The 25,621-nt window shown below is 64.4% G+C and carries 16 protein-coding genes; 2 read left to right on the forward strand and 14 right to left on the reverse strand.

The genetic code is table 11. From position 1 onward, the window contains the following. Nucleotides 1-68: 68 nt before the first annotated feature. From typA to aroG, 14 genes are all read right to left on the reverse strand, one after another. Entirely contained in the window at nucleotides 69-1,901 is a 1,833-nt protein-coding gene (gene typA, locus NMB41_RS18800) for a translational GTPase TypA (protein WP_494379322.1), read from the reverse strand. Nucleotides 1,902-2,099: 198 nt separating this feature from the next. Then, a complete protein-coding gene (truB, locus tag NMB41_RS18805) occupies nucleotides 2,100-3,020 on the reverse strand; it encodes a tRNA pseudouridine(55) synthase TruB (RefSeq protein WP_494379323.1) in 921 nt (306 codons plus the stop codon). Then, nucleotides 3,017-3,445, reverse strand: a complete 429-nt coding sequence (rbfA, locus tag NMB41_RS18810) for a 30S ribosome-binding factor RbfA (RefSeq protein WP_494379324.1) — start codon at nucleotides 3,443-3,445, stop codon at nucleotides 3,017-3,019. The genes truB and rbfA overlap by 4 nt, the downstream gene beginning before the upstream one ends. 177 nt (nucleotides 3,446-3,622) lie before the next feature. Continuing rightward, on the reverse strand, nucleotides 3,623-6,439 hold the full coding sequence (gene infB, locus NMB41_RS18815; protein WP_494379325.1) for a translation initiation factor IF-2: 2,817 nt from the start codon (nucleotides 6,437-6,439) through the stop codon (nucleotides 3,623-3,625). 46 nt (nucleotides 6,440-6,485) lie between these two features. After that, nucleotides 6,486-8,051: a transcription termination factor NusA gene (nusA, locus tag NMB41_RS18820; protein ID WP_494379326.1), complete on the reverse strand. Its 1,566-nt coding sequence runs from the start codon at nucleotides 8,049-8,051 to the stop codon at nucleotides 6,486-6,488. Continuing rightward, a complete protein-coding gene (gene rimP, locus NMB41_RS18825) occupies nucleotides 8,048-8,536 on the reverse strand; it encodes a ribosome maturation factor RimP (RefSeq protein ID WP_435759021.1) in 489 nt (162 codons plus the stop codon). Before rimP ends, nusA begins: the two co-directional genes overlap by 4 nt. A gap of 328 nt (nucleotides 8,537-8,864) precedes the next feature. Next, complete coding sequence (gene rluB / locus NMB41_RS18830; protein WP_494379327.1) at nucleotides 8,865-10,847, reverse strand: 23S rRNA pseudouridine(2605) synthase RluB; 1,983 nt, start codon at nucleotides 10,845-10,847, stop codon at nucleotides 8,865-8,867. Then, entirely contained in the window at nucleotides 10,834-11,568 is a 735-nt protein-coding gene (gene scpB / locus NMB41_RS18835; protein ID WP_494379328.1) for an SMC-Scp complex subunit ScpB, read from the reverse strand. Before scpB ends, rluB begins: the two co-directional genes overlap by 14 nt. Before the next feature lie 502 nt (nucleotides 11,569-12,070). Next, complete coding sequence (locus NMB41_RS18840; protein WP_494379329.1) at nucleotides 12,071-13,081, reverse strand: glucokinase; 1,011 nt, start codon at nucleotides 13,079-13,081, stop codon at nucleotides 12,071-12,073. A 151-nt stretch (nucleotides 13,082-13,232) separates the two neighbouring features. Next, nucleotides 13,233-14,171, reverse strand: a complete 939-nt coding sequence (locus NMB41_RS18845) for a DedA family protein/thiosulfate sulfurtransferase GlpE (RefSeq protein WP_494379330.1) — start codon at nucleotides 14,169-14,171, stop codon at nucleotides 13,233-13,235. After that, nucleotides 14,150-15,919: an ABC transporter ATP-binding protein gene (locus tag NMB41_RS18850; protein WP_494379331.1), complete on the reverse strand. Its 1,770-nt coding sequence runs from the start codon at nucleotides 15,917-15,919 to the stop codon at nucleotides 14,150-14,152. Before NMB41_RS18850 ends, NMB41_RS18845 begins: the two co-directional genes overlap by 22 nt. Before the next feature lie 7 nt (nucleotides 15,920-15,926). Further along, on the reverse strand, nucleotides 15,927-16,943 hold the full coding sequence (locus tag NMB41_RS18855) for an ABC transporter permease (RefSeq protein WP_494379332.1): 1,017 nt from the start codon (nucleotides 16,941-16,943) through the stop codon (nucleotides 15,927-15,929). After that, nucleotides 16,940-17,878 carry an ABC transporter permease gene (locus NMB41_RS18860; RefSeq protein ID WP_494379333.1) on the reverse strand — a complete coding sequence of 313 codons (939 nt, stop codon included), beginning with the start codon at nucleotides 17,876-17,878 and terminating at the stop codon, nucleotides 16,940-16,942. Before NMB41_RS18860 ends, NMB41_RS18855 begins: the two co-directional genes overlap by 4 nt. A gap of 316 nt (nucleotides 17,879-18,194) precedes the next feature. Continuing rightward, the gene (aroG, locus tag NMB41_RS18865) at nucleotides 18,195-19,256 is read right to left on the reverse strand and encodes a 3-deoxy-7-phosphoheptulonate synthase AroG (protein WP_494379334.1); all 1,062 of its coding nucleotides are present in this window, start codon (nucleotides 19,254-19,256) and stop codon (nucleotides 18,195-18,197) included. A gap of 487 nt (nucleotides 19,257-19,743) precedes the next feature. On the opposite strand from aroG, the gene NMB41_RS18870 reads away from it, so the two are divergent. Both NMB41_RS18870 and NMB41_RS18875 read left to right on the forward strand, forming a co-directional pair. Next, the gene (locus NMB41_RS18870; protein ID WP_494379335.1) at nucleotides 19,744-22,605 is read left to right on the forward strand and encodes a TonB-dependent receptor; all 2,862 of its coding nucleotides are present in this window, start codon (nucleotides 19,744-19,746) and stop codon (nucleotides 22,603-22,605) included. Nucleotides 22,606-22,910: 305 nt separating this feature from the next. Further along, nucleotides 22,911-25,571, forward strand: coding sequence for a TonB-dependent receptor (locus NMB41_RS18875; RefSeq protein WP_494379336.1), 2,661 nt, complete (start codon nucleotides 22,911-22,913; stop codon nucleotides 25,569-25,571). Nucleotides 25,572-25,621 lie beyond the last annotated feature (50 nt).

Consider the following 25,621-nt stretch of genomic DNA (forward strand, 5'->3'; position numbering starts at 1 on the left):
TTCGCATGCGGTGACAGCGGTTTCTGAACAAGGCCGGTTACACCGGGCCTTGTTGATTTACTGTTGGATTAGCCCTCGCGGTTTGCCTTCTTGCGCTCGTGCTCTTTCAGGTAGCGCTTGCGCAGGCGGATCGACTTTGGCGTGATCTCGACCAGTTCGTCGTCCTCGATGAACTCGACTGCGTACTCGAGCGACATCTGGATCGGCGGCACCAGGCGCACGGCTTCGTCGGTACCCGACGAACGCACGTTGGTCAGCTGCTTGCCCTTGATCGGGTTGACGACCAGGTCGTTGTCGCGCGAGTGGATGCCGATGACCATGCCTTCGTACACCGGATCGTTGTGCGACACGAACATGCGGCCGCGGTCCTGCAGCTTCCAGATGGCGTAGGCAACGGCGGCGCCGTCATCCTGCGAGATCAGCACGCCGTTACGGCGGCCGGCCATTTCACCGCGGGTGTTGTCGACAGGCGCGTATTCGTGGAACACGTGGCTCATCAAACCGGTACCGCGGGTCAGGGTCATGAATTCGCCCTGGAAGCCGATCAGGCCACGCGCAGGGATCAGGTACTCGAGACGCACGCGGCCCTTGCCATCCGATTCCATGTTCTGCAGGTCGCCACGGCGGCGGCCCAGTTCTTCCATGACGCCGCCCTGGTTGACTTCTTCGACGTCGACCGAGAGGTTCTCGAACGGCTCGTGGCGCACGCCATCGACCATCTTGAAGACCACGCGCGGACGCGACACGGCCAGCTCGAAACCTTCGCGGCGCATGTTTTCGATCAGGATCGTCAGGTGCAGTTCGCCGCGGCCCGAGACTTCGAAGATCGTGTCGTCGTCGGTAGGAGCCACGCGCAGTGCGACGTTGGCTTTCAGTTCGCGGTCGAGGCGGTCACGCAGCTGGCGGCTGGTGACGAACTTGCCTTCGCGGCCAGCCAGTGGCGAGTTGTTGACCATGAAGTTCATAGTCAGGGTCGGCTCGTCGACGGTCAGCATCGGCAGCGCTTCCGGGGTGTCCGGTGCGCAGATGGTCGAACCGATGCCGATTTCGTCGATACCGTTGATCAGGCAGATGTCGCCGGCGACGGCTTCGTCGACCAGCACGCGCTCGAGGCCCTTGAAGTTCAGCACCTGGTTGATGCGGCCCTTGATCGGGGCGCCGTCAGGGCCGTTCATGACGATGACGTCCTGGCCGGTCTTGACGGTACCGCGGTTGACGCGGCCAATGCCGATCTTGCCCACGTACGACGAGTAGTCGAGCGAGGTGATTTGCATCTGCAGCGGGCCTTCCGGATTGTCATCACGGACAGGAACGTGCTGCAGGATGGCGTCGAACAGTGGCTTCATGTCGCCGCTGCGGACGTCTTCGGTCAGGCCGGCGTAGCCGTTCAGGCCCGAAGCGTAGACGACCGGGAAGTCGAGCTGCTCATCGGTTGCGCCGAGCTTGTCGAACAGTTCGAAGGTCTGGTTGATGGCCCACTCGGCGCGCGCGCCCGGACGATCGACCTTGTTGACGACGACGATCGGCTTCAGGCCCAGGGCCAGTGCCTTGCGGGTCACGAAGCGCGTTTGCGGCATCGGACCTTCCTGTGCATCGACCAGCAGCAGCACCGAGTCGACCATCGACAGCACGCGCTCGACTTCGCCGCCGAAGTCGGCGTGGCCTGGGGTGTCGACGATGTTGATGTGGGTGCCTTCGTACTCGACAGCGCAATTCTTCGACAGAATGGTAATGCCGCGTTCTTTTTCGAGGTCGTTCGAGTCCATCACGCGGGTTTCCACCGCCTGGTTCTCACGGAAGGTACCGGACTGGCGCAGCAGCATGTCCACGAGGGTGGTTTTGCCGTGGTCGACGTGGGCGATGATTGCAATATTACGAATTGCGCGTTTGGTATTTGACATGTATTTTCAGCGTGATGTGCGTGATGGTACGGATGTGTCCGAGCTTGCCAATTTCGGAAACCGCGTAGTATAGCACGTGGATGTGAGCTTTCTTCGGAAAAGGCCCGCAATTTCAAGAGCTTGCTGAGTTCCGTAGGGTGGGCACCCCGTGCCCACGCGGAACGTGCCGCTGTGTTGGCGTGTTTTTCAGCCCTAAGCTTATTGCGTGAACGCGATCAGGCGCTCCGGCGCCAGCACCGCATACTCCTGCAAATTCGCCGTTCCCAGCAATTTGCCCTCGCAGTACACGCGCACCCTGCCCGGCTCGGTCGGCATAATGACTTCTTCCTTGCCCAGCGCCAGGCGCTGGCCGTTCAGGAAGCGCTTCGCCAGTTCCGGCGTCAGCTCGACCGCCGGGAAGGTCGACAACAAGGCATCGACCGGGGCCAGCAGAGATAAAGGTTCGGCATGCGCCTGCAGGTCTTCCAGCGAGATCATGGTCTCCGCCGTGAGGGCGCCGACCTGGATCCGGCGCAGCGCGTTCAGGTGGGCGCCGCAGCCCAGGGCCGCGCCGATATCTTCGCCCAGCACGCGCACATAGGTCCCCTTGCTGCAGGTGACGCGGATTTTCAGCATCGGCGCTTCGTATCCGACCAGTTCCAGACCGTGAATCGTCACCGGCCGCGCGTCGCGCTCGAGCGTGATGCCTGCGCGCGCGTATTCGTACAAGGCCTTGCCGTCGCGCTTCAAAGCCGAATACATCGGCGGCACCTGCAGGATCGGACCACGGAAGCGCGCCAGCGCCGCTTCGATCTGTTCGATCGTCACGTCCACCGGCAGCGTTTCGATGGCTTCGCCTTCGGTGTCGCCGGTGGTGGTCATGATGCCGAGGTGTACCGTCGCATCATAGGTCTTGTCGGCTTCCAGCAGGTCTTGCGAGAACTTGGTCGCTTCGCCAAAGCACAGCGGCAGCAAGCCGGTGGCGAAAGGATCGAGCGTGCCGGTGTGGCCGGCCTTCTTCGCGTTCATGACGCGCTTGGCGCGGATCAAGGCGTCGTTCGAGGACAGGCCAACCGGCTTGTCGAGCAGGAGCACGCCGTCGACGAGGTCGCGCGGCTTTTTGGGCGGACGTGCGTTCACTTTGGCTCGGTATCCGATTCCGGCGCGGCGGCGGCGCTGCCGTCGTCGAAGTCGGCCGCGCGCACGGCGTTGGCCTGGTCGATCAGTGCCGACATCTCGATGCCGCGCGAAGTCGAGGTGTCGTGCATGAAGTGCAGCGCCGGCAGCGTGTGGATGTGCAGGCGCTTGCCGAGCATGTTGCGCAGGTAGCCGGAGGCCTTGTTCAGGCCTTCGAGCGTCTGCTTGACTTCTTCCTTGCTGTCTTTGAGCAGGGTGAAATAGATCTTGGCGTGGGCGTAGTCGGGCGTGAGCTGCACTTCGGTCAGCGTGATCATGCCGACGCGCGGGTCCTTCAGTTCGAAGGCGATCAGTTCCGACAGGTCTTTCTGGATCTGGTCGGCGACGCGCAGGCCGCGCTGGGGGATGGTTTTGCTGTGTTTAGCCATGGTAATTAACTTGGTTTTTCTGACGATGGTACATCGATTGGGCGACGGTGGGCGTTCGAGCGGATATCCGCGTGGGCACGAGTGCCCACCCTACCGTGCGCTGCAGCCAACGGTAAAAAAAAACGCCATCGGCTGGGCACTGGGCCCGGCGGATGGCGCTTTTTACTCGCGCTTGGATTACAGCGTACGTGCCACTTCGGTCACTTCGAACACTTCCAGGACGTCGCCAACCTGGATTTCGTTATTGTTCTTCAGCGAGAGGCCGCACTCGAGGCCGGCGCGCACTTCTTTGACATCGTCCTTGAAGCGCTTGAGCGAGTCGATCTCGCCAGTCCAGATGACGATGTTGTTGCGCAGCAGGCGGACCGACGAGGTACGCTTGACGACGCCATCGGTCACCAGACAGCCGGCAATCGCGCCGACTTTCGAGACCAGGATGACCTGGCGAACCTCGACCTGGCCGGTGATGGTTTCGCGCTTCTCCGGTGCCAGCATGCCCGACAGTGCGGTGCGGATTTCGTCGATCGCATCGTAAATGATGCTGTAGTAACGAATGTCCACGCCGTTCGCTTCGGCCAGCTTGCGGCCCTGGGCGTCGGCACGGGCGTTGAAGCCGATGATGACTGCCTTCGATGCCACTGCCAGGTTGACGTCCGACTCGGTGATGCCGCCGACCGCCGCATGGACGACCTGCACACGCACTTCCGAGGTCGACAGCTTCTGGAGCGAGTTGACCAGGGCTTCCTGCGAACCCTGCACGTCGGTCTTGATGATCAGCGGCAGGTTCTTGACCTCGCCCTCGGCCATCTGTTCGAACATGTTTTCCAGCTTCGCTGCCTGCTGCTTGGCCAGCTTCACGTCGCGGAACTTACCTTGACGGAACAGACCGATTTCACGTGCTTTACGCTCGTCGGCCATGACCATGACTTCTTCACCGGCAACCGGCACTTCGGTCAGGCCCTGGATCTCGACCGGGATCGATGGACCGGCTTCGGAAATCGCCTTGCCGTTTTCGTCGAGCATTGCACGAACGCGGCCATAAGCGGAACCTGCCAGCACCACGTCGCCGCGGCGCAGGGTACCCGATTGCACCAGGATCGTCGCGACCGGGCCACGGCCCTTGTCCAGACGGGCTTCGACCACCAGGCCACGGGCTGGCGAACCGACCGGTGCTTTCAGTTCCAGCACTTCGGCCTGCAGCAGCACCTGCTCCAGCAGCTCCTCGATACCGGTACCGATCTTGGCGGACACCGGCACGAATGGCGAATCGCCACCGTATTCTTCCGGCACCACGCCTTCGGCAACCAGTTCCTGCGTCACGCGGTCGGTGTTCGCACCCGGCTTGTCGATCTTGTTGATCGCGACAACCAGTGGAACGCCGGCAGCTTTTGCGTGAGCAATGGCTTCCTTCGTTTGCGGCATCACGCCGTCGTCGGCAGCAACGACCAGGATGACGATGTCGGTCGCCTTGGCGCCACGGGCACGCATTGCGGTGAACGCTTCGTGACCCGGGGTATCCAGGAAGGTGATCATGCCGCGCGGGGTGTCCACGTGGTATGCACCGATGTGCTGGGTAATGCCGCCGGCTTCGCCTGCAGCCACTTTGGCGCGGCGGATGTAATCGAGCAGCGAGGTTTTACCATGGTCGACGTGACCCATGACGGTGACCACTGGAGCACGCGAGGTCGACTCGAACTCGGCGTGTTCGCCCTGGTCGGCCAGCAGCGCTTCCGGATCGTCCTCGGCGGCAGCGAAGGCTTTATGGCCCATCTCTTCCACCAGGATCATCGCGGTTTCCTGGTCCAGCACCTGGTTAATGGTGCACATCTGGCCCAGCTTCATCAGCTGCTTGATGACCTCGGAGGCCTTCACCGACATCTTGTGGGCGAGTTCGGCCACGGTGATCGTTTCAGGGACGTGGACGTCCTTGACGATCGCCTCGGTCGGCGCCTGGAAGTTGGTTTCGCGGTCGTCATGCGACGATCGACGGCCACCACTACGGCCACCGCTGCGCCAGCCGTCACGGCCACTCGGCGCGCTCGGACCGCCACGGCCCTTCGGACCGCTCGGCGCGCCACGCTTCTTGGCGTCGTCCGACCAGGTCGAGGACACATTGGCCGACTTGATCGACTTCTTGTCGCCCGGCTTCTTGTCGCCCGGCTTGGCGGTACCGTCCGCCGGCTTCTTGTCGGCAGGCTTGTGCAGCGTGCCGGCAGGTGCGGCCGGCTTGGCCACGACCGGTGCTGGAACTGGTTCCGGCGCCTTGATGACGCGGCGCGGCTGCGCCATCATCAGCTTGATCTGGGCCACTTCGTCGGCGACGGCCTTGCGTGCCTTCTCGGTGGCGGCAGCGCGCTCGGCGGCTTCCTTGGCGGCTTCCGTGGCTTTCGCCTTCGCTTCGTCGGCGACGGCCTGCTTGGCCTGCTCGCCTGCAGCCGAACTGGCGGCAGCGGTGGCGGCGGCTTCACGCTTGGCTACTTCCGCAGCGTCGCGCTTGGCCTGGTCTTCAGCAGCTTTAGCCTGCTCGGCACGCTCGGACTCGAGCTTGGCCAGGCGTTCCTGCTTTTCACGCAGGTCCGCTTCCTGGCGAGCGACGAGCTCGGCATGACGGCGCGATTCTTCCTCGCGGCGGGCGATTTCGGCTTCGTCGACGACCGCTGCGGCAGGCGCCGCAGGGGTAGCGACGACGTCGTCACGCTGGACGAAAGTACGCTTCTTGCGTACTTCCACCTGGATCGTGCGCGACTTGCCGGATGCATCTGCCTGCTTGATCTCGCTCGTTTCCTTGCGGGTGACCGTGATCTTTTTCTTCTCGGTCGAATCAGCTGCCCCGTGGGTACGGCGCAGATGATTGAGCAGCTTGTCCTTATCATCCTTTGACAAGGGATCTGACGTCGAGCTTTTCTCGACGCCGGCAGAACGCAGCTGCGTCAGCAGCAAATCTGCAGGCATCTTCAGTTCGGTGGCAAATTGGGCTACGTTGTTACTCGCCATTCAGTCCTCTTTTCTATGTGTCGCGGAGATGATAAAGATTTGCAAATTATGCCTTGGCCGTTTCTGCCAGGCTCCAGGCTTTCGCCTGCAGCGCTTTGACGCGGTCATCATATTTACTGTCGACCAGCTTCATCTCATCGTCGGTCACATCATTAAATTCGTTCTTGATCAGTTCACGGGCGCGGTCCGACGACAGGGCCAGGATGGCACCGAATTCGTCGTAGGCAAGACCTGCGAATGCTTCCACCGTCTTGATGCCGGCCAGTCCAAGCTTGCCTGCAGTCGTACGGTCCATGCCTTCGAGGTTGACCAGCTCCTCTTCCATGCCTTCCAGACCCTCTTCCGAAGCGATCGCCTCGGTCACGAGAGCGTCACGGGCACGGGTACGCAATTCGTTCACGGTCTCTTCGTCGAAGGATTCGATTTCCAGCATTTCCGAAATCGGCACGTAGGCGATTTCTTCCAGGCTCGAGAAACCTTCCTCGACGAGGATATCGGCCACTTCCTGGTCAACGTCCAGCTTTTCCATGAACAGCGTGCGAATCGACGCCGTTTCCTGGGCCACCTTGTTGGCCGATTCTTCGGCCGTCATGATGTTGATCTTCCAGCCGGTCAGTTCCGACGCCAGGCGCACGTTCTGGCCCGAGCGGCCAATCGCGATTGCCAGGTTCTCTTCGTCGACCACGACGTCCATCGCGTGCTTTTCTTCATCGACCATGATCGACGAGACATTCGCCGGCGCCAGGGCGCCGATCACGAACTGGGCCGGATCGTCCGACCACAGCACGATGTCGACGCGCTCGCCGCCGAGCTCACCGGTCACGGCCTGGACGCGCGAACCGCGCATGCCGACACAGGTACCGATCGGGTCGATGCGCTTGTCCGAGGTGAACACGGCGATCTTGGCGCGCACGCCGGCATCGCGGGCAGCGGACTTAATGTCCAGCAGGCCCTGCTCGATTTCCGGCACTTCCAGTTCGAACAGCTTCATGATGAATTCCGGCGCGGTACGCGACAGGATCACCTGTGGGCCGCGCATATTGCGGTCCACGCGCAGGATATAAGCACGGACGCGGTCGCCGATACGCAGATTCTCTTTCGGGATCATCTGGTCGCGCGGCAGGCGCGCTTCGATCTTGCCCGATTCCACGATCGCGTCGCCGCGTTCCATGCGCTTGATGGTGCCGGTGACTAAAGAGTCGCCGCGCTCGAGGAAGTCTTGCAGGATCTGCTCGCGTTCGGCATCACGCACGCGCTGCAGGACGACTTGCTTGGTGTCCTGGGCGAAGCGGCGGCCGAAGTCGACCGATTCAACCGGCTCTTCGATGTATTCGTCGACTTCGATGTCGGGAATTTGTTCTTTTGCTTCGAAATGCAGGATTTCCTGGTCCGGCAACTGCATGCCGGCTTCATCGGGAACGACGTGCCAGCGGCGGAAAGTTTCGAACTCGCCCGTGTCGCGATCGATGTTCACGCGAATGTCGACCTCGCCTTCATAGCGTTTTTTGGTGGCCTGGGCCAGGGCGAACTCGAGCGCCCCGAACACCACTTCCTTATCGACGTTTTTTTCGCGCGCAAGCGCATCAACCAATAACAAAATTTCGCGACTCATGCTTTGCGACTCCTAAAATCCACCTGCGGCACCAAACGTGCCTTGTCCAATTCGGCCAGCGTAAATTCCAACAACGCCAGCCCATCTTTGCCTTCAAATTCCAGACCGATCTTGTCGCCTTCCGGCGCGACCAGGATGCCCGTGAAGGTCTTCCGGTTCGCGGCGCCCGGCATGGCGACATGCAGCTTCACCGTGCATTCATGGCCGGCGAAGCGCTCGAAATCGGCCAGGGTGCGCACCGGGCGGTCCAGCCCGGGCGACGAAATCTCGAGACGTTCGTAATCGACGTTCTCCACCGTCAGCACGTGCGACAACTGGCGACTCACCATTGCGCAGTCCTCGACGGAAATCAGGCCCTTCTCTTCCGCGACAGCAGCCGGGAAATCGATAAACACGCGCAGCACACCGCGCTCGCCGCGTTCGACATCAACGAGGTCATAGCCGAGGCCACCGACTGTCTTGGCGATCAAATCAAACTGCTGCACGACACTTCTCCAAGGGCTTTAAAGCGTTTTACCAAAAAAAAAATGGGCATCTGCCCATCTTTTGTATTTACAACCCAACCAGATGAAAGCACTTGCACCAAATTAATACTCGGGAAGGACTTCGATTAGGCTGCAGATTATAACGTATTCAAGGGCACGCTGCAATCGACATACCATTTTATGAGCAAGCGAACAACGCCCGCGCACGATATTAAAGTCGAAACAGGTCGTATCAGGAACACAAGGGCTCGCGGACCGGAAACAAGGCACCCCGGAACAGCGTCACCGTTACGTCATCCGCAAAACGGACGACGCAACGGCCACATTCCTAGCCCCGGCGTCCGCGACGCGGCAAACCCGGCTCGGCGCCGCGCGAACCACCACCGCCGCGACGGGCGCCGCCGGCATTGCCGAAGCCAAACGTCGTCTGCAGCGGGTCCGGCTGGCGCGGACGGCTGCTTGCACCGCCACCGCCACCACCGCCCGGACGACCGGAAGCGCCGCCGCCGAAACCGCCGGCATTGCCGCCACGGCCCTTGCCGCCACCACCACCCGCCGGGCCACGGCCCGCAGGCGCCTGGCCGCCACGCGGCGGCGCGCCGACGCGCGCTGCCTGCGGACCGAACGGATCGACGTTGCGGTTGGCGTCGGCACGGTCGATGCGGTTGCCGTCGGAACGGCGTGGATCGGCCGGTGGACCACCCTTGCCGCCTTTGCCCTTGTTGTCGCCGCCGCCGGCACCCTTCTTCTCGATGCCGAAGGCCGACATGAAGCTGCGCACGTCGTTTTCTTCCAGCTCTTCCCAGCGGCCGCGCTTCAGGCCCGAAGGCAAAGTCATGGCGCCGTAGCGGGTGCGGATCAGGCGCGAGACGGTCAGGCCGACGGCTTCGAACATGCGGCGCACTTCGCGGTTGCGGCCTTCGCCGATCACCACGCGGTACCACTTGTTGATGCCTTCGCCGCCGCCGTCGGCTATTTTTGTAAAGTTGGCCAGGCCGTCTTCGAGTTCGACGCCGGCCAGCAGCTTCTGGCGCATGCCTTCTTCCAGCTCGCCCAGCGTACGCACGGCGTACTCCCTGTCGATGTTGTAGCGCGGGTGCATCAGGCGGTTCGCCAGGTCACCCGAGGTCGTGAACAGCAGCAGGCCTTCGGTGTTGAAGTCGAGGCGGCCAACGGCCAGCCACTTGCCGGCCTTCATGGTCGGCAGGCGGTCGAAGACCGATGGACGGCCTTCCGGATCGTCATGGCTGACGATTTCGCCGGCCGGCTTGTGGTAGACCAGCACGCGCGGCGGCTTGCTGCTGACCTTGCGATGAATCAGCTTGCCGTTGATGCGCACGGCATCGGTCGGCAGGATGCGCTGGCCGATGTGGGCCGGCTCGCCATTCACCGACACGCGGCCGGCAACGATCAGGTCTTCCATGTCGCGGCGCGAACCGAGACCGGCTTCGGCCAGCACCTTGTGCAGCTTCGGCGCGTCGTCGTCCGAGGTCAGGTCGCGGCGCACGGCTTTCTCCTGCTGGCCACGGCCGCCTTCGTTGGCGTCGAAGGCATCCGAGGTAACGAAGGAGAACACGGCGTCGGCATCGCTCGGCTTGGCGCCGGGCTTGCCCTTGGCGCCGGGTTTACCGCCCTGGCCACGGCCGCCCTGCGCGTTCGGCTGCGCATTGCGCGGCGCGCCCTGGCCAGCAGATTGCGGCGCAGAATTCGACGCGCCGCTGTGCGGCGCGCCTTTGCCGTTCTTGCCCTTGCCTTTACCGTGGCGCGGCTCGCGGCGGACTTCGCCGCCCTGCTCGTCCTGGGCTTGCGGCTGCTGCCCATCGGCAGGCTGCGCGTCGGCTGCCTCAACTGGTGCAAGCACCGGCTGGCGTGCTTCGCGCACGGCGCGCAGTTCGCGCATCTGGCGCGGACCGCGCGGCTTGCGCGGGCCCTGTGCATCGGCGCCAGCCATGTCGGCAGCGGCCGGGGCTGGCGTGGCGGCCGGCTGTGGCGCGGCTTCCGTTGAAGGTGCTGCTGCCGCTTCGGCCGGCTTGGCCTTGGCCGCGGCGCGCGGCTTGCGCACGGAAACGCGCGGCGGTACAAATTCTGCCGCTGGCGCGGCCGCGGCCGCTGGTGCCGCCGCTTCGGCGCCGGCAGGCGCGTCGGCAACAGCGGCCTTGGCGCGGCGCTTCGGCTTGTCGGCCGCCGGTGCGGCCTCGCTTGCTGCTGCGGCGGGAGCTGCTGCTGCGGCTGCCTTGGTGCGGCGCTTCGGCTTGGCCGCCTCGTCCTTGCCCGGTTGGGCAGGCGTGGCATCGGTGTCAGTTGGATTCATCGTTCGTTTCGTTGTTGTTGACCCTGTCCACGCCGTAGGCCGGTTGCGGGTCGTGTATCGGGACTTCAACGGGTGAAGTAACTTGTTCGTCGTTGGCGGCCGCTGGCGGCTCGGCCTTGTCAAAATTCTCTTGCAGCGCCGCTTCCAGCGCCTCCAGGCTGCGCCCGTCCTGGGCGTCGGCAATACTATCTAGCGGAGGCAATTGCCCCAGCGAAGCCAGGCCAAGGTCGTCGAGGAATTGCCTCGTCGTGCCCAGCAAGGCCGGCCGGCCGACCACTTCGCGGTGGCCGACAACGTCGATCCAGCCGCGGTCTTCCAGCATCTTGATCGTCTGCGAATTGACCGCGACGCCGCGGATTTCCTCGATGTCGCCGCGCGTGACCGGCTGGCGGTAGGCGATGATCGCCAGTGTTTCCAGCGTGGCCCGCGAATACTTCGGCGGCTTTTCCGGTGTGACGCGGTCGAGATAGGGTTTCATCTCGGGGCGGCTCTGGAAGCGCCAGCCCGATGCCAGGCTGACGATCTCGATGCCGCGGTCTTGCCAGTCGTGGCGCAATTCTTCGAGCAGCAGCTTGATGGTGTCGCCCCCGACGCCGATGCCGAGCACGCGCCCGTTGGCGTCGACGTCGGCAAACAGCTTCTTCATGCCGTGCAGCGTCATCGGCTCGCGCGCGCACAGCAAGGCGGTCTCGAGGATCCGCTTGGCCTCATCAGTCTTCATTCTCGATATCGTCAGGCTCGTGCTATCAAACAATAACGCGCCCGGCAGATACCGGCTGGCCGTCGTCGGCGCAGCGCAGGCATCGATGCCAACGCGGTTCGCAGTGCTGCTCGCGCAGCTACTTCTTTAAACAGGAATCAAGGGCCCGCGCTTGGACGCGGCGGGCGGAATAACGGTGGCGGGACAGGACCCGGCCACAGAGCTGCTCGCGTGCCAGGCGGGCGGCCTACGAGCATGTGAAAAAATCGCCATGGCGGCGTTGCATCGTCTCGCCGTACCGACGTACTGTCTTCGACGATGCGTCGGGCGGCCGCATCCCTTGCCCTGACAATTTTTTCACACGCTCTACAGATGATTATTCAGCGAAACGCGGATCTGGCATGCGGCCTTGAGGTGGGCGCACCATGACAACATCGACATCGTTTCTTTCAACTGCGGGCCATTGTAACCGATAAAACCCTGGTGCGGCCACTTGCGCAAGGGGTGCGCGGCCGCGTTGGCTTCAAGCCGACAGTTTTTCCGCCAAAACAGCGGACACACCAAGGAAAGCCGGATATTCGGCTGTGATCACGTAGGTAGGCACTTGGGCCAGGTAGGAAACGAAGCGGCCCTTCTGTTCGAAGCGCTCGCGGAAGCAGGAGGCAGCGAAGCGTTCTCCGAGGCGCGGCACGATGCCGCCGCCGATATACACGCCGCCCTGGGCGCCGAGCGTGACGGTCAGGTTGCCGGCGATGGTGCCGAGCATGCCGCAGAACACGTCGAGCACCTGGTCCGACAGCGGGCACTCCCCGGCCAGGCCACGGCGCGAAATTTCCGGCGCCGGCAAGGGTTCGGCGGCCAGCCCCTGCGCGTGCGCGAGCGCACGGTAGATCAGTTCGACCCCGGCGCCCGACAGGAAGCGCTCGGCCGAGACGTGGTCGAACTCGCGCCAGGCGTATTGCAGCACGGCGACTTCGAGTTCGTTGGCGGGCGAAAACGTGACGTGGCCGCCTTCGCTGTTGAGCGCAATCCAGCTGTCGCCACTGGGGATCAGGCCCGAGACGCCCAGGCCGGTGCCTGCGCCCAAGAGGCCCAGCGGCGCCCCGGCACGCGGCGCGCCGCCGCCGACCTGCACCTTGCCGGACTCCGGCAAGTGGGGCAGCGAACGCGCCAGCGCGTAGAAATCATTCACGACCAGCAGCGTCTCGAGTCCAACTTCGCGGCGCACCGCCTCGATCGAGAATTGCCAGTGGTGGTTCGTCATGCGGATCTGGTCGCCATCGACCGGATTGGCGATCGCCACGGCCGCGTGCGCCACTTTGCCGGCCGCCTGCACTGCAGGCAAGGCCAGGTAGGCGCGCATGGCGTCGGCAAAAGTCGCGTGATCGCCGCAAGCGAGCACTTGCACCGCCTCGAATTGCCCCGGCGCCAGCTCGAGTGCGAAACGCGCATTGGTGCCGCCGACATCGGCCAGCAAGCGTGCGCTTTCGAAGGGAACGGCGGTGGAGAGGTGGGCAGGCAGAGAAGCAGTCATCGCAGGACACGGCGTTAGGGATGTCCAAGCTTACTGGATTTCTTTGCTGACTTACAAGAAGATTTTGTAGTTTAGGTACAAGGACTCCGTGCCATTGACGCAGGAAATCCACGGCATTGAGGTAGTACGACTACGTCTTCTGGGGAACTGCCTAAGCGGCGGCGGCGTTGTCGGCGTCCGGATGCTGGGCATGCCAGGCATCGAGCCCGCCATGCAGGGGCCGGGTACGGTGAAAACCGTTGGCCAGGAACTGCTTGGCGACCTGGGCCGCCGTGACATCGTTCGGGCAGCTGCAGTAGACGACGATGTGGCGGTCCTTGTCGAGGCTGGCCATCAGCTGGCCCGGTTCGCAGTCGTTGTACAGGAGCGCGCCGGGAATGGCAGCTGCGAGGTCCTGGGCGGTGGCGCTGCGCGCGTCGATGATGAGCGGATCGTGGCCGCCGTCGATCAGGGCCAGCAGTTCGCCGATGGCGATGCGCGGCACGGCCAGCGTGGCGCGGTGGCGCCGCCGCTCCACATATTTGTAGGCGATGAACAAGGCCAGCAGCCCGCCCAGCACCGTCAGGGCGGCGCTGCCCATGGTTTCCAGCATCACCAGCACGCGGTCGAGGCTGTCGTGGAAGATCGCCCCGAGCGCTATCCCGGTGCCGCCCCAGAGCAGCGCCCCGGTGGCGGAAAAGCCGAGGAAGGTGCGCGTGCGGGTGCCGAGCGCACCTGACATCGGCGCGGCGATCGTATTAAAGCCGGGAATGAATTTGGAGACCAAGAGCGACTTCGGGCCGTAGCGGCGGAAGCGGTCTTCGGTCTGGTTGACGCAGGAATCGGGCGACAGGGAAATGCGGCACAGCAGGCTCAGCACGCGCTTGCCGTAGAAGCGCCCGGCGCGGAACCAGAAATAGTCGCAGATCAGGCAGGCCAGCAGCACGGCCAGCAGCGCCACCTGCCAGCTGGCCCCGCCCTGCATCGCCATCGCACCGGCCAGCACCAGCACCGGGAAAGCGGGAATCGGCAGGCCGAACTGCTCCAGCAACACGGTGCCGAAGACGAGGAAGACACCGTGGTTCTGGATCAGGAGGGAGAGCTGGGACATCCGCCCATGGTAGCCCAAATCGTCTTTCCCGGCGCGCGGGGCAGCGCTTTTGGCAAGTTACGCGATACGGGAATCGCGGCCAGCAGGGATTGCGTATAAGGATGCTGCGGATTGCGGTAGAGCTCGTCCGAATCGGCCATTTCGACCACCCTGCCCTGGTGCATGACCATCACCCGGTCGGCGATGTAGCGCACCACCGACAGGTCGTGCGAGATGAAGATATAGCTCAGCTTGTACTCGTCCTGCAGGTCCTGCAGCAGGTTCAACACTTGCGCCTGCACCGAGACGTCGAGCGCCGAGACAGACTCGTCGCAGACCAGGATCTCGGGCTTCATCGTCAGGCAGCGGGCAATCGCGATGCGTTGGCGCTGGCCGCCGGAAAACTCGTGCGGATAGCGGTGAAAAGCCTGGGCTGGCAAGCCTACCCGTTCCAGCAAAGAATGCACCATATTGGTGCGTTTTCGGTCATCCTCTCCGATGCCATGGATGCGCATCGGCTCGAGCAGGATCTGGCCGACCGTGAAGCGCGGGTTGAGCGAGGCATACGGATTCTGGAAGATGATCTGGATCCGCCGTTTATAGGCCGCATACTCGCGCGCCGGCATGGCGAACAGGTCGCGTCCATCGAACAGGGCGCTGCCGCCGGTGGCCCGGTGCAGGCGCAGCAGGGTCAGGCCAACGGTGGTCTTGCCGGAGCCGGATTCGCCGACCACCCCCAGGGTCTTCCCGCGCGCCAGCGTGAAGGACACGTCCTTGACCGCGTGAAAGACGCGCTTGCCGAACAGTCCTTCGCGCAAGCTGAAACTCTTGGCCAGGTTGTTCACGACCAGCACGTTTTCATCGCCGGCCGCATACCCGCGCGCACGCTGCGGCAAGGCGGCCAGCGGATCGCTGCGGCCACTGAGGAAATCGTCGATCACCGGCAGCCGGACCGGACGGCTGTCGAGCGTCGGGCGGCAATGCAGCAGCGCGCGCGTATAAGCATCGCGCGGGTCCTTGAACACTTGCGACGCGCTGCCCTCCTCGCGCACTTCGCCATGGCGCATCACGATCACGCGGTCGGCAATTTCCCCCACCAGGCCCAGGTCGTGGGTGATGAACAGGACCGCCATGCGGTGCTTCTTTTGCAGCGCCGCGATCAGGTCGATGATGGTTTTCTGGATCGTCACGTCGAGCGCGGTGGTCGGCTCGTCGGCAATGAGCAGCTTCGGCTCGCAGGCAATGGCCATCGCGATCATGACGCGCTGCTGCTGCCCGCCCGACATCTGGCCCGGGTAGGCGTCGATCTTGTTGGCCGGATCGGGAATGCCGACCTCCTCCAGCAATGCCAGCGTGCGGGCGCGCGCTTCGCGCGTGTTCATGCCCATGTGCTGGCGCAGCACTTCGCCGATCTGGAAGCCGACCGTGAAGACCGGGTTCAGCGAAGACATCGGCTCCTGGAAAATCATCGCGATGTCCTTGCCGCACAGCTTGCGCCGCTCGGACACCGGCAGCCCCAGCAGTTCGCGCCCATTGAACAGCACGCTCGAACGCGGGTCGACCAGCGTCGTCTCCGGCGGCAGCAAGCCCATGATGGCGAGCGAACTGACCGACTTGCCGCTGCCGGATTCGCCCACCAGCGCCACCGTGCTGTTATGCGGCACATCGAAGGAAATGCCCTTGATCGCCTCGACCGTGTTCTTCTTGTCGACGCGAAACGCAATGCGCAGGTCGCGCACTTGCAGCAGCAGGTCGGATTCAATACTCATGCCTGCCTCATTTGAGTTTCGGGTCGAGCGCGTCGCGCAGCGCATCGGTGAACAGCGAAAAGGCCGTCACCAGCAGCGCCATCGCCCCGGCCGCGGCCGCCAGCTGCCACCACTTGCCGAGCATCAGTTCGTTCTGCGCCTCGTTGAGCATGCTGCCCCAGGACACGGTGCCGACCGGCACGCCGAAGCCGAGGAAGGACAAGATCACTTCGGCCTTGATGAAGCCGACCACCAGGATCGACAGCTGCACCAGCGCCACGTGCGAGACGTTCGGGAAAATGTGCGAAAACATCTTGCGCCAGTGCGAGGCGCCGATGGCGTCGGCCGCCATCACGTATTCGCGCGCCTTGTGCTTGATGTACTCCGCGCGGATCAGGCGGTAAGGCCCGGTCCAGCCGGTCAGGCCCAGGATCAGCACGATCGTCGTCACGCCCTTTTGCTGCAGCACGGCGGCCACGGTGAGGATCATCAGGATCGAGGGAATCGACGTAAAGATGCTGTAGAACCAGTTGAACAGGTCGTCGACGACGCCGCCGAAATAGCCCGACACGGCGCCGAACAGCGTGCCGAGCGCGACCGCGACCAGGGCCGCCACCAGCCCCACCACGATCGAGGTCTCGCCGCCCTTGATGGTTTTCTTGAGCACGTCGTGGCCCCATTTATCGGCCCCGAACGGCAGGGTCAGCGCTTTCGCACGCGGCGGGTGCGTGGCCTGGACCTCGGCCTCCAGCGCTTCGAGCTCGGCTGCGAGCGGATCGAAGGCATTCGGCGGCGCCGGCGCCTGCGGGCGCGCCAGCGCGGCGGTGGCGGCGTCGGGCCCCACAAACGCGGGCGGCGCGTAATTCACCGCCACCTCCTCTTCCCAGTCGTTCGCGATCAGCCCCGCGCTCGAGAGCGCCAGCATCAGCAGGAAAGCGCCGACCACGGCCAGCGCCGCCATCGCGACGCGGTCGGCGCAGAGGCGCCGCCAGGCCAGCATCCACAGGCCGGGAGAAACGGCGTTCTCGTTCACGGCCGCCCTCATTTGAGTTGCACGCGCGGATCGACCGCGCCATACAGCAGGTCGGCCAGCAGGTTGAACACCATGGTCGCGGCCGCGACATACACGGTGATGGCTTTGATGACGGGAAAATCGCTGCGCTCGACCGCCAGGATGACTTCGCGCCCAATGCCGGGAATGCCGAAGAAGCGCTCCAGCAGGAAGGCGCCGATCAGGAGTGCCGGCAGGTTCGCCATCACATGGGTGATGATCGGAATCGCCGCGTTTCTCAGCACGTGGACCCATACGATGCGGGTTTCGCTCAAACCCTTGGCGCGCGCCGTGCGCACATAATCCTGGTGCACTTCGTCGAGGACAAAACTGCGGTAGAGGCGCAGGGTCGGCGCGATCGATACCGCCAGGCCAATGATGATCGGCAGCAGCGCATAGCGCAGCAGGTTTTCACCCAGACTATTCCCCCAGCCCTGGACCGGAAACAGGCCCAGCTTGTAAGCGAAAAAATACTGGAACACCGAGATATAGACCAGGATCGAGATCGACATGCCGACCGTGCAGGCCACCATCACGGCGCGGTCGGTGAGCGAGCCGCGCACGAACGCAATGCCCAGCGCCAGCGCGATGCCGAACAGGGTTTCGAGGAGGGTCAGTGGCACCAGCACCGTCAGCGAAGGGCCGAGCCGGCTGGCGATGATCTGCGACACCGGTTCGCCCGTGCTCCAGGCGTTGCCGAAATCGAAGCTCAGGATTTGTTTGACGAAAATCCAGAGCTGCACGTGCCAGGGCTGGTCGATGCCGAGCTGGGCGCGGATGTTCTCGATCGCCGCCGCATCGGCCATCTTGCCCGCGAGCAGATACGACGGATCGCCGCCGACCCAGTTGAACAGCACGAAGACGAGCACGATGACGCCCGCCATCGTCGGCAGCATCTGCCACAGCCGCCGAATTATGTAAGCCAGCATGGACCTTCCCTGGTGGCCGGCGGGTCACAACGCGCTCGGCCGTAAGAAAACGCTCACGATAACGCAAATCGGCGTTGCCGGGCCATGAGCTTATGTTGTGGTCCGATAACCGGGAATGTCGCCGCTGTGCATGTTGGGTTTGAACGCGTGGGCGGCGCATGCGCTGCGTCAGCGCACGCACCTCGGTATAGCCGACCACCCTACGTCCCATGCACAGACCCGTAGGGTGGGCGGCTCCACCCGAGCGCGTGCACCACGACAGCTGGAGCGCCGCCCACGCGTTCAACCACAACCCGCACAGCCGCGCCGCATGCCCTTAGGCGTCCTCGCGCAAGCGCCGCTGGCGCACCGCCGCCGCCAACCCTTCCAGCACCCCGATGCTGGTTTCCCAGTCGATGCAGCCGTCGGTCACCGACTGGCCATAGGTCAGTTCCTTGCCCGGCACCAGGTCCTGGCGTCCGGCCAGCAGGTGCGATTCGATCATCACGCCGACGATGCGCTCGTCGCCGCCGGCGATCTGGCGCGCGATGTCGGCGCACACTGGCACCTGGTTTTCGGGCTTTTTCGAGCTGTTCGCATGCGAGGCGTCGATCATCAGGCGCGAGGCCAGGCCGAGCGCCGCGATCTGCTTGCAGGCGTCGTCGACGCTGGGCGCATCGTAGTTCGGAGTTTTGCCGCCGCGCAGGATGATGTGGCAATCCTCGTTGCCGGCGGTCGAGACGATCGCCGAATGCCCGCCCTTGGTCACCGACAGGAAGTGGTGCGGCTGGGACGCGGCCTTGATCGCCTCCACCGCGATCTTGATGTTGCCGTCGGTACCGTTCTTGAAGCCGACCGGGCAGGACAAACCGGAAGCGAGCTCGCGGTGCACCTGGGACTCGGTGGTGCGCGCGCCGATCGCGCCCCAGCTGATCAGGTCGGCGATGTACTGCGGGCTGATCACGTCGAGGAATTCGGTGCCGGCGGGCAGTCCCATCTCGTTGACGTCGCGCAGCAGCTCGCGCGCCATGCGCAGGCCGTCGTTGATGCGGAAGCTGTTGTCCATGTAAGGGTCGTTGATCATCCCCTTCCAGCCCACCGTCGTGCGCGGCTTCTCGAAATACACCCGCATCACGATCTCGAGCTCGCCGGCGAAGCGGCGCCGCTGTTCGACCAGGCGCCGCGCGTACTCGAGCGCGGCCTTCGGGTCGTGAATCGAGCACGGGCCGATTACCACCATCAGGCGGTCGTCCTGGCCATGCAGGATGCGGTGCAGCGCCACTCGGGCCGCGCTGGCCGTTTCCTCGGCCGCGGGCGTCACCGGAAACTCGCGGATCAGGTGCGAGGGCGGCGTCAGTTCCTTCATTTCGCGGATGCGTAGATCGTCGGTACGTGGCATGCGTTACTCCGTTCGTTTATCTGGCCTGCAAATGAAAAAACCGCCATCGCTGGCGGTTTCGTGTCGTTCGGTCTGTGTTCGCTGATGCGTGAACCTGCCGCTACTCCACCGCCTGAAGGCTGGAATGGCTAAACCAAAAATAGCGGGTAAAGAAAGCAGCGTGGCGCATGGGGAATCCGAAAAGGTTGAATTGACTATAACCCCTGGCTATGAAGATTGGCAAGGATTTTGTCGCAGTGCGTCATTTGCCGATTGTTCTACAGGGCACCCGTCAAGCGGTTGCGTCAAACCGACAGCTTTTTGAACGCGCTGCTCAACATTGAGAGATATCAGATGTCGTGTTGCCTTCAATGCAAAAGTCGGGGCAAGCCCCCGTCCGATTGCAGTTTCCTTGAAATGGATCAGCTCGCTTCGATCCTAGGCATGAGGCAACGCAAGATCCGGCCATGCGGACAGGGATTATTTCACACGACCCCTGGAGTTCGACATGATTGAGACCTTGTTATCCCGCTCCGTGCGCCGCCTGTTCGCCGGCAGCGGCGCGATCGGCCTGGCCCTGCTGACCCATCCGCCGGCACAAGCGCAGGACACGGCCGCGCAGCCGGTGGCGCGCGTGGTCGTCACGGGCAGTAACATCCGCCGCGCCGAAGCCGAAACCGCCTCCTCGGTGCTCACCGTCAACCGGGCCGACATCGAGCGCTCCGGCAAGAGCACCGTGGCCGAACTGCTGCAAACCCTGTCGGTGGACAACCAGGGCTCGGTGCCCGCAAGCTTCGGCAATGGCTTCGCGGCCGGCGCCTCGGGCATCTCGCTGCGCGGCCTGGGTACCGCTTCGACCCTGGTGCTGCTCAACGGGCGGCGCATCGCGCCCTACGGCCTGGCCGACGACGGCCAGAAAGTGTTTGCCGACCTGAACGTGATCCCCACCGACGCGGTCGAACGCGTCGAGATCCTGAAGGACGGCGCCTCGGCCATCTACGGCTCGGACGCGATTGCCGGCGTCGTCAACATCATCCTGCGGCGCGAGTTCAAGGGTACCGCCGTGCGCGGCTCGCTCGGCATCACGGAGGAATGGGATGGCGAAGAGCAGAATTTCGCCATCACCCACGGCTTCGGCGACATCGAGCGCGACGGCTGGAACGGGCTGCTCAATTTCGAAATGAAGCGCCAGAACGACATCTGGCTGCGCGAGCGCTCCGGCCGCGACCACATCGGCCGCATCGACCTGCGCCGGTGGGGCTATTCGGCCCAGCAAGCGCTCGGCGGCACCGGCGCCATCACCGGCAACAACGCCTCCGGCAGCGCCATCAACGGCAACGTGCGCAACCCGACCACCCTCGATTATTTCAATCGCGGCAACCTCGATCCGGCGACCGGCTTCTCCCGAACCTTCCCCGGTGCGGCGTGCGCGAACCTCACCGACCATCCCCAGGGCGACCCCGGCGGCGGCTGCCTGATCGATTCGACCCTGACCTACAACCAGATGCTGCCCCAGCAGGAGAACTACAGCCTGTTCGGACGCGGTACCTGGCGCCTGCGCCCGGAGATGGAGGCGTACAGCGAACTGAACCTGTACTCGAGCAAGACCACCTCCTCGACCACGCCCAGTACTGTCAGCGCCAACGTCGGCTACCCGGGCGGCCCGGTCAGCAATGCAGGCGTGCAGTTCGGCGCCGCCCATCCGGACAACCCCTACTTCGGCGCGCCGGCGCGCCTGCGCTACCTGGCGGGCGACGTCGGGCCGCGCGAGTCGAGAATCGATTCCTTCTTTATCCGCGCACTGGCCGGCTTGAGGGGAACCCTGGCCGGCTGGGAATTCGACAGCTCCCTGCTCTTCTCGCGCAGCAATGTGGAGAACTCGCGCCACGGCTTTCTGCAGCGCGACGTCACCTTCGCCATGCTCGACCCGAGTGCCGCCAACATCGCCGCGGCGCTGGCCACCAGCCCGGCCTATGCGGCACTGCCGATCGGGACCGTCTGGCGCATCGCCGAGAATGCGGGTCTGAACAGCCCCGGCGTCTACGAGGCGATCTCGCCGACGATTTCGAACGACGCCCATACCAAGATCATCCAGGGCGACGTCAAGGCCACGCACGAATTCGGCAAGCTGCAGGGCGGCCCGGTCGGCGTGGCGGTCGGCGCGGAATGGCGCCGCGAGGAGACCGAACTGCAGCCGACCACCGGCACCGAGCGCGGCAACGTGATTGGCCTGGGCTACTCGGCCTATAGCGGCGCACGCAACGTGTTCGCGCTGTATGGCGAAGCGCTCGCGCCCGTGCTGCCCGGCCTTGAAATTACCGGCGCCATGCGCTGGGACCATTTCACCGATGTGGGCAGCTCGTACACGCCCAAGGTCGGCGTCAAATGGCAGCCTTCGCGCCAGCTGGCCCTGCGCGGCACCTTCGCCAAGGGCTTCCGCGCGCCGAGCGCCGCCGAAAACGGGGTCGGCGGCCTGGCAGCCTTCTCCACCGCCGCCGATCCGCTGCGCTGCGGCCTCGGCGTGGAAGCGGCCTGCGACCCGGCCGCGATTGCCGTCATCACTTCCCCCAATCCGGCGCTGTCGCCGGAACGCTCGAAGAGCTATAACTTCGGCATCATCTGGGACCCGCTGCCGCGCGCCAGCATTTCGGTCGACTTCTGGCGGATCAAGCGCAAGAACGAGATCAACCAGGAACTGATCGACGTCGCCATTGCCAACGGCCAGGTTGCACGCGACCCAAGCACGGCCGAGGCCGGCATTCCCGGCGACCCGGGTGCGATCACGGCGGTGTTGGCGAACTACGTCAACTCGTCCTCGACCGAGGTGCAAGGCATCGACGTCGACGCCCGCTACACGCTGCGCCTGCCTGACGCCTGGGGCAACCTCCTGCTCGACGGTAAATGGACCTTCCTCGACAAATGGCTGCGCAGCGAGCGTGACGGCAGCGAGCGCGACTTCGCCGGCACCCACGGCAACTGCGACGTCACCAACTGCATCGGCACCCCGGACCACCGCATCAACCTGCGCGCCGCCTGGGACTATCGCGATTGGCGCGTGGCCCTCAACGCCAATTACCGCGGCCCGCTCGACAACGTGCTGTTCAAGGGCGACCCGGATGGCTGCGCCAGCAGTTTCTCCAACGGCCAGGATGCGCCCAGCGGCTGCGAACTGGCCTCGTTCACGACCTTCGACCTGGTCGTGAAATGGAAACCACGGCCTGGCTGGGAAGTGTTCGGCACGATCGAGAACCTGTTCGACAAGGTCGCGCCGCTCGATCCGCTGACCTACGGCGCCCAGGCCTACAACCCGCTCGACTACGCCGGTGCCGTCGGGCGTACCTTCTCCCTGGGAGCACGCTACACCTTCTGACCGGGACTGCAAGACCTGGACCCGGCTGCATCGCGTGCGCGGCCGGGTCCGCGCCGGAGGTCACCACATCGCATGGTGTGGCGCCCGCGTCACGTTCATCCGCACGGTTTATCGCGCCGCATGCGGGCGACGCAAAACGCCGCCTTTCTTGATCGAAGTCAGCCGTAGCGCCGGGTGAAATGCAAGACTCGTCCCGACTACCCCAGCGCCCGGACCTTGTCCATGCTCTCGATCAATTTCCCAAGCGATGCATGTTGATCCGGCCAGGAGCGGGGAATAAATAAACCCCATTCCAGGAGCCGGAAATGAATGAAACCATCTTGTCCCGTACCCTGCGCCGCCTGTTCGGCGGCCTCGCTGCGGGCCTGGGCCTGTTTGCCTGCCAGATTGCGCAAGCGCAGGACACGAGCGGCCAGCCGATGCAGCGCGTCGAAGTGACGGGCTCGTCGATCAAGCGCCTGGCGGTGGAAACCTCGCTGCCGATCACCACCATCCGCGCCGCCGACTTCGCCAAACAGGGCCTCTCCACCGCCCAGGACGTTCTCAATACCATTCCCATGAACCAGACCCAGACCGTCAGTTCGTCGGCGGTGGGCTCCGGCACCGGCGGGCGCTCGAGTGCCGACCTGCGCGGCCTGGGCGGCGACAAGACCCTGGTGCTGCTCAACGGCCGGCGCCTGGCGAACCACCCCTATTTCGCCGACACCGTCGACCTGAACATTATCCCGATCGCCGCCCTCGAGCGGGTCGAGGTGCTGCGCGACGGCGCTTCGGCCATCTACGGCACCGACGCCATCGGCGGCGTCATCAACTTCATCACCAAACGCTCGGTCGAAGGCGCCGCGCTCACGCTCGAGGGCTACGAGCCGCTGCGGCGCGGCGGCGGCAGCGAGCAGCGCATCAACCTATCAAGCGGCCTGGGCAACCTGGGCCGCGACGGCTACAGCATGTTCGGCGTGCTCGACTACCACCAGCAAAGCGCGCTGCGCGCCACCGACCGCAGCTTCTCGCGCACCGGCGTGCGGCCCGACCGCGGCATGAACGAGGTCAGCCGCACCACCTTCCCGGCCAACTTTTTCTCCGACCTGGGCGTGGCCGGCAACCCGTATTTCGCCACCGGCTGCCGCCCGCCGGACACGCTGCCCGCCACCGACGGCGACCCGGTCTGCGAATTCGATTACACCCAGTATGTCGACAACGTGCCGGAAACACGCCAGTACAGCGCCATGGGCAAGTTCAACCGCCAGTTCACGCCCGAACACACCGGCAGCGTCGAACTGCTGTGGAGCCGCAGCACCAACGAGTCGCATGTGGCGCCGCCGCCCTTGTCGAACATCGGCCTCATCATGACCGGCGCCAGTCCCTACTATCCGGGCGCCGGCATCACGCCGGCCTTTCCTGGCCTGACTGGCGAAAACCTCGACATCAGCTGGCGCCCTGTCGAGACCGGCGGGCGCCTGAACTACGACAGCAGCCGCACCGTGCGCCTGCTGGCGAGCCTGGAAGGCGTACTGGCCGGCTGGGACTACAACACCGCGATCTCGCACTCCCTGGGCCAGGCACGCAGTTCCTTCCGCGGCGGCTATGTGATCGACCAGCGCATCATCGACGGCGTCGGCGCCGGCATCCTCAATCCCTTCGGGCCGCAAAGCCCGGACGGTGCCACCTTCCTGCAGGACTCGCTGCTGCTGGGCGAATACCTGCACGCCCGCATCCACAGCAGCGCGGTCGACGCACGCGCCAGCCGCGAACTGATGGCGCTGCCGGCCGGCCCGCTCGGCTTTGCCCTTGGCGCCGAGTTCCGGCGCGACCGCGCCAAGTACTTCATCAATCGCGATCTGGCCGGACAGGCGTCGAGCTCGGGCTTCGCCGACGCCCAGGACCAGTCGGGCCAGCGCAGCATCGCCGCCATCTTCACCGAATTTAACGTGCCGGTCATCAAGGACCTGGAACTGAACTTCGCCGGCCGTTACGACCATTACACCGACGTCGGCGACAGCTTCAACCCGAAGGTGTCGCTGCGCTACCAGCCGGCGCGCCAGCTCCTGGTACGCGGCTCGTTCAACAAAGGCTTCCGCGCGCCGACCCTGTTCGACCTGTTCGGCCCGCAGTCGACCACCAACAGCTCCGACACCTACGACGACCCGCGCCTGTGCCCGGGCGGCGTGGCCATCCCCGGCGCCAACCCAAACATCGTCTGCGGGCAGCAGCAGAACGTGCGCGGCGGCGGCAATCCGAACCTCGAGCCGGAGCGCTCGCGCACCTGGAGCGCCGGCCTCGTGATCGAGCCGATCCCGGCGCTGACCGTGTCGATCGACTACTGGAACATCAAGCTCGAGGACCAGATCAACGCACTGGCCGAGCAGACCATCTTCGGCGACCCTGTGCGCTACCAGGACCTGTTCGTCTACAACGCGGCCGGCAACCGCCTGGAATACGTGCTCGACATCACCAGCAACCTGGGCGAAGTGCACACCCGCGGCCTCGACCTGTCCGTGCTGTACCGGCTGCCGCGCAACCCCTTTGGCAACGTCAGCCTCAGCCTGGACGGCACCTACGTCAACAAGTACGACTACCAGAACGAACGCGGCGGCCCGTTCACCGAAAACGCCGGGCGCTACGCCGACGCCAACCCGGTCTTCCGCTGGCGCCACAACCTCCTGCTGACGCTGGTGAAAGGGGACTACGCCTTCAACCTGTCGAACCGCTACATGTCGCACTACGACGACCAGAACACGGCCGTGGCGCCCGAGTTCGCCAACAAGGTCGAGCATTATTCGACCTGGGCGCTGTCGGCCACCTACACCGGCAACAAGCAGTTCGAGCTGACGGCCGGCATCAAGAACCTGTTCGACGAAGAGCCGCCCTTCACCAACCAGGTCACCAACTTCCAGCTGGGCTACGATGCGCGCTACGCCGACCCGCTGGGCAGGACGGTATATGCGCGCCTGACCTACAAGTTCTGACTGGCTGCAGCGAGTGTGCCAAAAAAAAATGCCCGGCAGTGCCGGGCATT

The organism is Massilia sp. FBCC-B171, assembly GCF_059134155.1.